Origin of the sequence: Bradyrhizobium sp. BR13661 (genome assembly GCF_029892425.1) — a bacterium.
GTDB lineage: Bacteria > Pseudomonadota > Alphaproteobacteria > Rhizobiales > Xanthobacteraceae > Bradyrhizobium.
This window is the reverse complement of the sequence record NZ_JARXWB010000061.1, coordinates 1-13,611: the sequence shown is the minus strand read 5'-3', so window position 1 is coordinate 13,611 and position 13,611 is coordinate 1. Positions and strand designations below refer to the sequence as shown.

At 67.1% G+C, this 13,611-nt stretch carries 2 protein-coding genes; both read right to left on the bottom strand.

Translation table 11 applies throughout. The features are described 5' to 3' along the window. The coding region (locus tag M2427_RS41430) for a type I polyketide synthase (RefSeq protein WP_280712477.1) at positions 1-7,343 on the bottom strand (7,343 nt) is incomplete at its 3' end. A 16-nt stretch (positions 7,344-7,359) separates the two neighbouring features. After that, a partial coding sequence (locus M2427_RS41425; protein WP_280712476.1) for a type I polyketide synthase occupies positions 7,360-13,611 on the bottom strand: 6,252 nt, incomplete at its 5' end.

Sequence of the window (13,611 nt, the reverse complement as noted above, 5' to 3'; positions counted from 1 at the left end):
GCATAGGTCGGCAACGAGGCGACCGGATGAAGCGCATGCGATCCGAGCGCCTTCGTCCAATCAATGTGAACGCCGTGCACATGCAGCGCGCCGAGCGCCGCCAGCAGCGCCTCGCTGCCATCGCGGCCGCGACGCTGCGAAGCAATCACCTGCATCGGCGAGCCTTCCACGAGACAGCCCGCCGCAAGTCCGGTCAGGATGCCATCAGGACCGAGCTCGAGGCTGGTTCGCACGCCTTCGGCTTCCAGCACGTGCACCCCGTCGAGGAAGCGCACGGCCTGGCGGACCTGACGCATCCAGTACTCCGCGCTGCAGAGTTCGTCCTTCGTCGCCAGGCGACCCGTCACATTGCTCACGATGGGCAGACGCGGCGCATTGAATGTGACGGACGACAGCACCTCGCCGAAGGGCTCCAGCATCGGCTCCATGCGCTGCGAGTGGAAGGCGTGGCTGACCTGCAGGCGGCTGGTCCTCCGGCCCTTGCTCTTGAACGCTTCAGCGAGCGCCAGCACGGCGGCTTCGTCGCCTGAGATCACCGTCGAGCGCGGCCCGTTCAGCCCGGCAATCTCGACGCCTTGGGTCAACAGCGGCAGCACTTCGGCTTCGCCGGCTTCCAGCGCCACCATGGCGCCACCGGCGGGCTGTGCCTGCATCAGGCGGCCACGTGCCGCGACGACGCGGCAGGCGTCCTTCAGCGACCACACGCCGGCAACATGCGCGGCCGAGAGTTCGCCGATGGAATGACCAAGCAGGATGTCGGGCGCAATGCCCCACTGCTCCAGCTGGCGGAACAGCGCGACCTCGACCGCAAACAGAGCGGGCTGCGCATAAGCGGTGTCGTTCAGCTTCGACGCGGCCTCGGAGCCATCGTCCGCGAACATCACGGAGCGCAGCGGCAGATCCAGCAGTTCGTCAAAGTAGCCGCAAGCTTCCTCGAACGTAGCGCGGAATGCGGCGCACGTCTCCAGCAGCGCCCGGCCCATGCCGATCTGCTGCGCGCCCTGGCCCGTGAACAGGAATGCCAGCTTGCCTTGCTCGCCGATGGCTTCGCCAATCGAGACTGCCGCATGCGGACGACCCTCGGCGAGCGAATGAAGCGCTTCTATCGCTTCCGATGCATCGCGCACCGACACTGCGGCTCGCGAAGCAAACTGCGTCCGATGGAGTGCCGCTGTCGCAATCACGGAATGGAAGTCGACGTCCGGATGCTGCGACAGCCAATTGCCGTAACGGCCCGCCTGCGCACGCAGTGCGGCCCCGTCGCGGCCCGATACCAGCAGCGGGATCATCGGCGATGAAGCATCTGCCGCGCTAACAAAATCAGAGTGCGCAGGCGCTTCCTCCAGGACCACATGCGCATTGGTCCCGCTCAGTCCAAACGCGCTGACGCCTGCGCGCCGCGGCCGAGCCGCGTCACGCGGCCAGGCCGTCAACTGATCGACCACCTCGACCTTCAATCGTTCCCAATCCAGATGCGGATTGAGCGGTCGACAATGCAGCGTGGGCGGCAATGCTTCCGTTTCGAAGCTCGCCAGCATCTTGATCACGCCGACCAGACCCGCTGCCGCTTCCAGATGCCCGACATTGGTCTTCACGGCGCCGAGCTTCAATGGCCCGAGATCGTCGGGGCGCGAGCGGCCATACACGGCGTCCAGCGCCTGGACCTCGATAGGGTCGCCGAGCGACGTTCCGGTGCCGTGACATTCGACGACATCGACGTCGGCGGCATCGAGATGCGCATCGGCCAATGCGGCGCGCAATGTCTTCTGTTGCGCCGTCCCGTTCGGTACGGTGAGGCCCGAGCTGGCACCATCGTGATTGACGGCCGTTCCGCGCACGACGCCGACGATGCGCTTGCCCTGCGCCTGCGCATCTTCCAGACGCATGACCGCGAGGACGGCGGCACCCTCGCCACGGCCGTAGCCGTCGGCAGCATCGGAAAACGTCTTGCTTCGACCGTCGGACGCCAGCGCGCGCGTCTGCGACAACACCACAAATGCGTCCGGGCTCGACGCCACCTGCACTCCGCCCACGATTGCGAGATCGCACCGTCCTGATCGCAGATGCTCCGAGGCAAGGTGCAGCGCGACCAGCGACGACGAGCACGCCGTATCCACGGCCATGACCGGACCTTGCACACCCAGATGGTAAGCAAGCCGCCCGGCAGAGAACGCCGCGCCGCCGCCCGTCGCGACATAGGCGTCGGCGTCCTCGAGTTTCGTACCCCGGATCTGATATTCATTCGGGCCAATGCCGATGAACAGACCGGTCGTCGACTCCGCAAGCGATTTCGGCACGATGCCGGCATCCTCTAGCGCCGACCACGTGACTTCCAGCAGCAACCGATGCTGCGGATCGATCTGCATGGCTTCGCGCGGCGAGATGCCGAAGAAGGCCGCGTCGAATCCCGCCACGTCTTTCAGTAGCGACGCCTCCTTGACGTAGGAGGTTCCGCGATGTTCGGGATCGGGGTCATAATAGGTTGCACGGTCGAAGCGCTCGGCAGGAATCGGTCCCAACGTATCCATGCCCGTCGAGAGCACCTGCCAGAAGCTCGGCAGATCTTCGGCGCCACCGGGGAAACGCAGTCCCACGCCGATGATCGCAAGCGCTCCTGACGTCTCAGCATGGCGCACGACCGCGGCGGTCTCAGGTTTACGCGCACTGTCCGCGAGCTCCAGCGTCTCCAGCACCCATTCGCTCACGGCCTTCAGATTGGGATGGTCGAATGCAAGTGTCGCCGGCACCGACAGACCGGTCTGCTTTGCGAGCCGGTTTCGGACCTCGACCGCCATCAGCGAGTCCAGACCCAGCTCGGCGAAGCCGACTTCGGAGGCCAGTGTCTTGGGATCGTTGATCCCCAGCACGATTGCGACGAGATTACGCACCAGTGACAGCACGTGGCTGCGGCGCTCGCGCACCGTCAGCTTTTGCAGCTCGGTCCTGAGGTCTTGCGCATGACCGTTCGCGTTGTCAGCGCCGGATGTCCGCGCGACCTGCATCTCCGGAAGTTCGCTCAAAAGCGGATTGGAGCGACCGGCGAGTTCCCGCGCGCGGGCCCAGTCGACATCGAAGATCGCGAGCTCAGCGCGACCTTCATCCAGTGCGCGCTCCAGTCCGAGCAGGCAGAGCTCCGGCTTCATGAAGGAGCCACCGCGGCGACGAAGCTGAGCCTCGGCGTTCGGATCAGCGGCCATTCCGGCGTCTGCCCACGCCCCCCAATGAACGATCGTCGCCGGCAATCCCCTGGAACGCCGCAAATGGACCAGTCCCGTGAGCCCGGCATTCGCGGCGCTATATGCGGACTGGCCGTAATTGCCGAGGAATCCGGCGGCCGATCCGTACAGCACAAAGGAGGCGAGTTCGCTGGCCCAGCGTTGCACCGAGTCATGCAGCGCCCAGGCGCCGCCGAGCTTGCCGCCCTGTTGTTTCTCAATCGCCTCGAGGGTCAATTCGTTGAGCGGGACGTCGACGACGTCGCCGGCGAGGTGAAAGATATGACGCAGTGCGGGTCCGCCCGCTTCGCTGGATGTCAGCTCTCGGACGAGCGCGTCGACTGCGGCGTTGTCGCCAACGTCACACGCCCGCACTTCCGCGCGACATCCCTTGGCCACGAGTGCCGCCACCAGATCAGCCGCACCGGGCGCCTGTCGGCCACGTCGCGACGTCAGGATGAGATGCTTCGCGCCACGGTCCGCGAGCCAATGCGACAGGAACGATCCCAGCGCTCCCGTACCACCGGTGATGAGGATCGTGCCTTGCGGGTCCCATTTGCTCGCTGACTTCGAGTTGGTTCGCGACGGCGCATGATGCAGCTTTCGCGTCCAGAGGTCTTGGCCGCGCAGCGCGATCTCTTCGCCCGTCGTCTCGGCGGACAGGAATGTGGCCGCGAGCCGGCGCAGGGCGACGTCGTCAGCAGATCCAAAATCTGCGAGCCCGCCAAAAGCGCCTGCAAGCTCCAGATTCAGCGTTCTGCCAAGACCCCACAACGCCTGCAGGTAGGGTGCAGCGGGCGCGTCGTCATCTCTGATCCGCAGAGCGTGAGGCGTGCACAGCCACAGGCGCGTTGCCGAAGCGTCTTTTCGTGTGCTGATGGCCTGTGCCAGCGCCGCGGCTTCGCTGGTCGCGCGCAGCCAGGGTTTTTCGTTCGCCACAGAACTCGCTTCCGGCAACTCGCCTGCCAGGTACACGACCGCTCGCGGCAGAAGGGCGTCTGCCCCACCCGCGTCAGCCTGCAATCGAGCGATCGCCTCGTTCATCGTAAGGCACTCGACGACGGCGCCTTGCGCACGAAGGATTTCTTGCAGCCGTTCCAGGTGAGCCGCGTCAGGCCACTGGCCACTCACCAGCCAGCAGATGCCGTCGGTGACACCGGACGAGGCTGATGGGCTTATCTTCTGCCACTGATCCTCGTAACACCATCCGCCGACCGTCGCTTGCGCTTCAGTATGCTCGTACCAATTGTTCAAGGCCGGCAACAGCGCCGACAGGTGCTCGCGTTGTCCGCGGTCCGGAAGCTGCAGGAGTTGTTCGACACGTTCCATGCTGCCGCTCTGCACCGCTTCCCAGAAACGGGCATCAACGCCATTTCTCGATTCAGCCTGATGCGGCTTCTCCGCCTCAACCCAGTAACGCTGGCGCTGGAACGCATAGGTCGGCAGCGAGGCAACAGGTGCCTTCGCGCTTGCGCCAAGCGCCTTAGACCAGTCGACAGCAACACCGTTCACATGCAGCGCGCCGAGTGCCGCCAGCAACGCCTCGCGGCCATCGCGCCCGCGACGCTGCGTGGCAATCACCTGCATCGGCGATCCCTCAGGCAGGCAGCCCGCCGCAAGCCCAGTCAGAATGCCGTCCGGACCAAGCTCGAGGCTGGTTCGCACGCCTTCGGCTTCCAGCACATGCACCCCGTCGAGGAAGCGCACGGCCTGGCGCACCTGGCGCACCCAGTACTCCGCGCTGCAGAGCTCGTCCTTCGCCGCAAGGCGTCCCGTCACATTGCTCACGATCGACAGACGCGGCGTGCCGAACGTGACCTGCGAGAGCACCTCGCCGAAGGCCTTCAGCATCGGCTCCATGCGCCGGGAGTGGAAGGCGTGGCTCACCTGCAGGCGGCTGGTTCGGCGGCCCTTGCTCTTGAACTGTTCGGCGAGTGCCAGCACGGCTGCTTCATCGCCTGAGATCACCGTCGAGCGCAGCCCGTTCAGCCCGGCAATCTCGACGCCCTCGGTCAACAGCGGCAGCACTTCGGCTTCGCCGGCTTCCAGCGCCACCATGGCGCCACCGGCGGGCTGCGCCTGCATCAGGCGGCCGCGCGCCGCGACCACACGGCAGGCGTCCATCAGCGACCACACGCCTGCAACATGCGCGGCCGAGAGTTCGCCGATGGAATGACCGAGCAGGATGTCGGGCGCAATACCCCATTGCTCCAGCTGGCGGAACAACGCCACCTCGACCGCAAACAAAGCGGGCTGCGCATAAGCGGTCTCGTTGAGCCTGGCCGCGGCCTCGGAGCCTTCCTCGGCAAACATCACGCCGCGCAGCGGCAGATCCAGCAGTTCGTCAAAGTAACCGCAGGCTTCCTCGAACGTGGCGCGGAACGCGGTACACGTCTCCAGCAACGCCCGGCCCATGCCGAGCTGCTGCGCGCCCTGGCCCGTGAACAGGAACGCGAGTTTACCTTCACCCCTGGCCTCGCCAATCGAGACTGCCGCATGCGGACGACCTGCAGCTAGCGCACCGAGTGCTTCCACAGCTTCGGCCGCATCACGGGCCGATACCGCGGCACGCGCGGCGAACTGGGTGCGATGGAGTGCGGCGGTCGCCAACACAGACTGGAAGTCGACGTCCGGATGCTGCGACAGCCAATCGCCGTAACGGCCGGCTTGCGCACGCAGCGCGGCTTCGTCACGGCCCGATACCAGCAGCGGGATCAGAGGCAACGACGCTTCAGTAGCGCTAACAGTCTTCGGTCGTGCCGGCGCTTCCTCGAGCACCACATGCGCATTCGTCCCGCTGATACCGAACGACGACACGCCGGCACGGCGCACATGCGAGGCCTCACGCGGCCATGCCCGCGCCTCCTGTAGCAGCGACAGCCCGCTGCCGTCCCACTCGATCTGGCGGCTCGGCTGTTCCGCATGCAGCGTCTTCGGCAAGACCTCGTGCCGGAGCGCCAGCACCATCTTCATCACGCTCAGCACACCCGCCGCGGCTTGGGTATGGCCGAGGTTCGACTTCGACGAGCCCAGCCACAGCGGACGGTCCTCGCGCCGCGTCGGTCCGAACACCGCGGCCAATGCACCGGCCTCGATCGGGTCACCGAGATTGGTGCCGGTGCCATGCGCTTCGACCACGTCGATATCGTCGGGGCTGACGCCGCTCGCCGACAAGGCCGCGCGGATCACGCGCTGCTGGCTCGGACCGTTCGGCGCGGTCAGGCCCTGGCTGCGTCCGTCCTGGTTCACGGCAGAGCCGCGGATCAATGCCAAAATCTCGTCGCCGTCACGCTCCGCGTCCGACCGGCGCTTGAGCACCAGCACGCCGCAGCCTTCGCTCCAGCCCGCGCCATTGGCGCTATCAGAGAAGCTCTTGCAACGCCCATCCGGCGCCATGCCGTTATCAGGACCCAGCGCCACCAGCGTCGCGAGCGTCGACATGACAGTCACGCCGCCGGTCAGTGCGAGATCGCACTCACCCCGCCGCAACGCCGTGCATGCCAGGTGCAACGCGGAGAGCGACGACGAGCACGCCGTGTCCACCGTCATCGCCGGACCCTCGAGGCCCAGCACATAGGACACGCGGCCCGCCAGCACGCTCGACGTCGTGCCCGTCGCCGTCCACACCGTGGTCGCCTCGAGCGAGCGCGTGCCGTAATCGCTGCCCATCGAGCCCAGATAGACGCCGGTCCGGCTTTGGCTCAGCCGGTCCGGTTGCAGGCCCGCGCGCTCCAGCGCTTCCCATACCACCTCCAGGATCAGACGCTGCTGCGGATCCATCTCGATGGCTTCGCGCGGCGAGATGCCGAAGAAGCCCGCATCAAACCCTGCGACTTCGTCGATGAAGCCGCCTTGTTGCGTGAGCCCTCCCGTCACCGCTTCCAGCCGACGCAACAGATCTCGGCTCCAGCGCTCAGGCAGCGGGCCAATGCCGTCGGCGCCGCGCTCCAGGAGCGACCAATAGCTCTCAGGGCTCGTCAGGCCTCCGGGACCACGGCAGCTCATTCCGACAATTGCGATCGGCTCGGAGGAGGCGTTTTCCACCGCTTCGAGCGACGACTTCAGATCCCGAATCTTGTGCAGACTCTGGCGAAGCGCGTTTTTGAGATCCTGAACTTCTTGATTCATCTGCTGCATGACTTTTTTAGAGCAATTCAGACGCAATACTCAGCAAAGAGTCGGTTTCCGCGTCATCAATATGCGCGGACAATTCATCGTCGTTTGCACGCCGGGACGTATCGTTCGGCTGCATCATGAGACGCTCGAGAAGGCCCGATTTACGCAGTGCTTCGATCGAAACCTCCCGGAGCTTCCGGCGGATCTGCTCGTCGCCCCAGATCGACGGACCTGCTTTGACGTTATCGAGCTCGAGCTTCTCGAGCAGGAGGCGTGCCATGGCGCGTGCGGTGGGGTAGTCGAAGGCGAAGGTGGTCGGCAGTTTTGCGCCGATGCGGCCCGACAGGCGGTTGCGCAGCTCGACCGCCATCAGCGAGTCCAGCCCCAGCTCCTTCAGCGGCTGGTCCGCCGGCACCGAGGCGGTGCCTGATGAGGCCAGCACCGCTGCGATCTCTTCCTGCGCCAGCTCGACCAGCGCAGCCAGGCGTTCGCTCTCGCCGCCAAGCGCGGCCAGCCGGACCCGGAGTGCGTTGGTATCGCCGCTCGATGCGGTCGATGCCTTCCGCAATCCGCTACGGACCAGGCCGCGATACAGCGCCGGCACCTCGCCGGCGAACTGGCGCTGCATCGCACCGATGTCCAGGTGGATCGGCACCAGCATCGCCTCGGGCTGGGCTCGGGCCGCATCGAGCAGATCGAGCCCGAGCTCCAGCGACAGTGCCTGCACGCCCTGCCGCCGCATCCGCATCAGCTCGGCCCGGCCCAGATGCGCGGTCATGCCGACGCCGCGCTGCTCCCACAGGCCCCACAGCAGGCTCTGGCCGGCCAGGCCGCGATGCCGACGCTCGGCTGCAAGCGCGTCCAAAAACACGTTTGCCGCCGCGTAGTTCGCCTGCCCCGGACTGCCGAGTGCCGCCACCGACGAGAACAGCACGAAGGCGGCCAGATCCATCTCCGCCGTCAGCTCGTGCAGATGCCAGGCGCCGTCGAGTTTTGGTTGTAGCACCCGCTCCAGCCGCTCCATGGTGAGCGCCGGCACGATGCCGTCGTCGAGTATCGCCGCCAGGTGGAACACGCCTGTCAGCGGATGATCCGGCGCGATGGACTGCAACACTGCATTGATCGCATCACGGCTGGAGACGTCGCAGCTGACAAGCTCGACCGTCTCGGCGCCCAGTGCTTGCAGCTCGGTGATGAGTTCAGATGCTCCCGGCGCGGCCATGCCGCGGCGCGACGTCAGCAGGAGATGACGCACACCATGATTGATAACGAGATGCCGTGCGAGCTCGCGGCCGATCTCGCCCGCACCGCCCGTGATCAGCACTGTGCCATCCTGGTCGAGACGCCGCGGCAGCTGCACCACCTGCTTGCCGATGTGGCGGCCCTGCGCCATCTGCCGCAGCGCCGCCGGCATCTGCCTGACGTCGTAGGCCACGTAAGGCAGCGGCTCCAGCACGCCAGCTGCGAACAGGTCCATCAGCTGCTTGAGGAGTGACGGCATCCGGTCCGTCGGCAGGATGAAGGCATGGTAGCTGACGCCAGGATACTTCCTGGCGATCGCATCGGCCTCACGCCCGTCCGCGATCCCCATCTCCAGGAAGCGGCCGCCCCGCGGCAGCAGCCGCAGCGAAGCATCGACGAACTCGCCCGTCAGCGCATTGAGGACGATGTCGACGCCTTCCTTGTTGGTGGCCGACATGAACTGCCGCTCGAAGCTGAGGTCGCGGGAGTTGGCGATGTGCCGACCATCGAGCCCCATCCGTTCCAGCACCGGCCATTTGCCGGGGCTCGCCGTGCCATAGACCTCCGCGCCAAAATGCCGGCACAGCTGCACCGCCGCCATGCCGACGCCGCCGGCCGCCGCATGCACCAGAACCCGATCGCCCGACTTGATCTGGCCGAGCTCCTGCAGCGCATAGAGCGCCGTCAGATAGGCCAGCGGGATCGTCGCGGCGGCCTCGAATGACATCCCTTGCGGAATCTTCGCCAGCTGCGCCGCCGGCGTCACGGCGCGGGTCCCGAAGCAGCCACGGCCGCAGCCGAACACGCGATCGCCGACACTGAGCGTGGTCACGTCCGCACCGACTGCCTCGACCACGCCGGCAAACTCGAAGCCGATGCCGGGCGAGGCAATCTGGCCGAGCGTAATCAGGACATCGCGGAAGTTCATGCCGGCGGCACGCACGGCCACCCGGACCTCACCGGCTGCCAGCGGCTCCGACAGCTCAGGCGCCGCCACCAGGCTGACGCCGTCGAGACGGCCGGCATCGCTGACCACCACGCGGTAATCCGGCGCGGCCGGGGCTTGAAGGACATTGGTGCCCGCGCCAGCGCGCATGAGCCGTGGCGCCAGCGCCGCACCGTGGCGCAGCGCAAGCTCGGGCTCTGACGTCGTCGACACCAGCCTGCCCAGCGATGCCGCATCCAGGGCCGCAACATCCAGGTCCACGAGCCGCAAGCTGCGGTCGGGATGCTCGGCCCGGGCGCTGCGCACCAGGCCCCACAGCGGGGCCCGCGTCAGTCCGCTGGCGCCGTCATCGGGACCGGTCGCCACCGCGCCACGCGTCAGCCACGTCACTTCAGTCTCGTTCAGCCGTGCCTCGCCGAACAGCGCCTGCAGCTCGGCAAGGCCACGCTCGGCCGTTGCATGCGTTGCCGCAAGCACGCTGCCGATGGGCTCGGCCGGATCGGAGAGATGGTCGAACACGATTGTCGACGGGATCGCCCCGCCTGCATCGAGGCGCGCAACGAGCGCCGAGAGGTTGTCAACATGATCGAGCTTGAGACGCGCCGCAAGCTGGCCATCGCCACCCACGATCAGAGGTGCCGCATCAGCTCCGGCGTCGTTGACAGTCACCGCACGCCAGTCGAGCCGGTACAGATGCTGCGCTTCGCTGCGCGCGGCCTCGCGGATCTGCGCTTCGCTGGCTTGCTTCAGCCTGAGGCCACCGACATGGGCGACCACGCGCCCCTGCCCGTCCGCAAGTGCCAGACGTGCCAGCGCCTCTCCGTCGCCGCTGCGCTCCACCGAGGCGCGCACCCGCAGCTCACGTGCGCCGGTGGCTGCCAGCGAGACCTCGGACCATTCGAACGGCAGCAACAGCGGCGCATCGGCGCCCTCGCTGAGATCGGCGTCGGCGACAGGATCGAAGCTCAGCACATGCAGGGCGCTGTCCAGCAGCGCCGGATGCAGGCCGTAACTATCCGCGGACGATCCCAGCGCCTCCGCAAGCACGGCGCGGCCGTAGACGGCATCGCCGACGCGCCAGGCCTCAACCAGGCCCTGGAACAGCGGCCCATAGCCATAGCCGCGGGCCGCAAGCCGCGCGTAATGACCGCTGAGGTCGATCGCCTCGCCACCCACAGGTGGCCACACTGCGAGTTCGCTATCCGTTACGGCTTCTTGCTCAACCGCCTCGCCCAGCACACCCTGTGCATGCAGCGTCCACGAGGCGCCCTCGGGGGCATCTTCCGCGCGGCTGTAGATGCTGAAGGGACGGCTATTTGCAGCACCAGCCTCAGAACCATCCACCTGAACCTGCAGCCGCACCCCGCCCTCCGCCGGCAGCACCAGCGGCGACAGCAGCGTCAGTTGCGACACGGAAGTGAGACCGACCGCACGCGCGGCCGCAAAGCCGAGCTCCAGCAGCCCCGTCCCCGGCAACAAGACCGTGCCGAACACCGCGTGATCGCCGAGCCAGCCCGCCTCCGACAACGACAGCCGGCCCGTCAGCAGGAACCCGTCGCTCTCCGCCAGCGGCGTCGCCGCGCCCAGCAGCGGATGCGAGGCCTCCGACAGACCCATGGTCGAAGCGTCCGCGCTCGGCTTCTCTGCCTCCAGCCAATAACGCTGGCGCTGGAATGCGTAGGTCGGAAGGGATGCGACCGGCAACTTTGTGTGCGAGCCAAGCGCCTTCGACCAGTCAATATGGACGCCATGAACATGCAGCGCGCCGAGCGCAGCCAAGAGTGCCTCACTGCCATCGCGCCCGCGACGCTGCGAAGCAATCACCTGCATCGGCGAGCCTTCCACGAGACAGCCCGCCGCAAGTCCGGTCAGGATGCCGTCCGGACCAAGCTCGAGGCTTGTCCGCACGCCTTCGGCTTCCAGCACATGCACGCCGTCGAGGAAGCGCACGGCCTGGCGCACCTGACGCATCCAGTACTCCGCGCTGCAGAGCTCGTCCTTCGTCGCCAGGTGCCCCGTTACATTACTGACGATCGGCAGACGGGGTGTGTTGAAGGTGACCTGGGACAGCACCTCGCCGAAGGGCTCCAGCATCGGCTCCATGCGCTGCGAGTGGAAGGCGTGGCTGACCTGCAGGCGGCTGGTCCGGCGGCCTTTGGCCTTGAACTGTTCGGCCAGTGCCAGCACGGCCGCTTCATCGCCTGAGATCACCGTCGAGCGCGGCCCGTTCAGCCCGGCGATCTCGACGCCATCGGTGAGCAGCGGCAGCACCTCAGCCTCGCTCGCCTCCAGCGCCACCATCGCGCCGCCGGCGGGCTGCGCCTGCATCAGCCGGCCACGTGCCGCGACGACGCGGCAGGCATCCTTCAGCGACCACACGCCTGCGACGTGCGCGGCCGAGAGCTCGCCGATGGAATGACCAAGCAGGATGTCGGGCGCAATGCCCCACTGCTCCAGCTGGCGGAACAGCGCGACCTCGACGGTAAACAGAGCGGGCTGCGCGTAAGCGGTCTCGTTGAGCCTGGCCGCTGCCTCGGAGCCTTCCTCCGCAAACATCACATCGCGCAGCGGCAGATCCAGCAGTTCGTCGAAGTAGCCGCAGGCCTCTTCGAACGTGGCGCGGAACGCCGCGCAGCTCTCCAGCAGCGCCCGGCCCATGCCGAGCTGCTGCGCGCCCTGGCCCGTGAACAGGAATGCCAGCTTGCCAGCATCACCTCTGGCTTCGCCAACCGACACCGCCGCATGCGGACGGCCCTCGGCCAGCGAGCGCAGTGCCTCTACCGCTTCGGCTGCATCACGGGCCGATACTGCGGCTCGCGCGGCGAACTGGGTGCGATGGAGTGCGGCCGTCGCAATCACAGAATGGAAGTCGACGTCCGGATGCTGCGACAGCCACTCGCCGTAACGGCCCGCCTGCGCACGAAGCGCGGCCTCATCACGGCCCGACACCAGCAGCGGGATCGGAAGCGAGGACGTATCATCTGTAGTTCTTGTATCTGGGGCACGCGCCGGCGCCTCTTCGAGCACCACATGCGCATTGGTGCCGCTGATGCCGAACGACGACACACCTGCTCGGCGCACATGGGCGGCCTCACGCGGCCATGCCCGCGCCTGCTGCAGCAGCGAAAGCCCGCTGTCCTCCCACTCGATCTGGCTGCTCGGCTGTTCCGCATGCAGCGTCTTCGGCAAAACCTCGTGCCGCAGCGCCAGCACCATCTTCATCACGCCAAGGACACCTGCAGCCGCCTGGGCATGCCCGAGGTTCGACTTCGAGGAGCCCAGCCACAGCGGACGGTCCGCGCGCCGCGTCGGTCCGAACACGGCAGCGAGCGCACCCGCCTCGATGGGGTCTCCAAGATTGGTGCCGGTGCCGTGCGCTTCGACCACATCGATGTCGTCGGGGCTCACACCACTCGCCGACAGAGCCGCGCGGATCACGCGCTGCTGGCTCGGGCCGTTCGGCGCGGTCAGCCCCTGGCTGCGGCCGTCCTGGTTCACGGCCGAACCGCGGATCAACGCCCAAATCTCGTCGCCGTCACGCTCCGCGTCCGACTGGCGCTTCAAGACCAGCACGCCGCAGCCCTCGCTCCAGCCGGCGCCATTGGCAGCCGCCGAGAACGCCTTGCAGCGACCATCGGGCGCCATGCCGTGGTCGGGTCCGAGCGCCACGAACGTCGACGGCGTCGACATCACGGTGACGCCGCCCGCCAGCGCCAGATCGCACTCGCTTTGCCGCAGCGCCGTGCAGGCCAGATGCAAGGCCGTCAGCGATGACGAGCACGCGGTATCCACCGTCATCGCCGGACCTTCGAGACCCAGCACATAGGAGACGCGCCCCGCCAGCACGCTCGACAGCGTGCCCGTCGAGGTCCACATCGTGGTCGCCTCGAGCGAGCGCGTGCCGTAATCGCCGGCCATCGCGCCGAGATAGACGCCGGTGCGGCTCTCACTCAGCCGGTCCGGTTGCAGGCCCGCCCGTTCCAGCGCCTCCCAGGAGGCTTCCAGGATCAGCCGCTGCTGCGGGTCCATCTCCATCGCCTCGCGCGGCGAGATGCCGAAGAAGGATGCGTCGAACTCCTCGACCGCATCGAT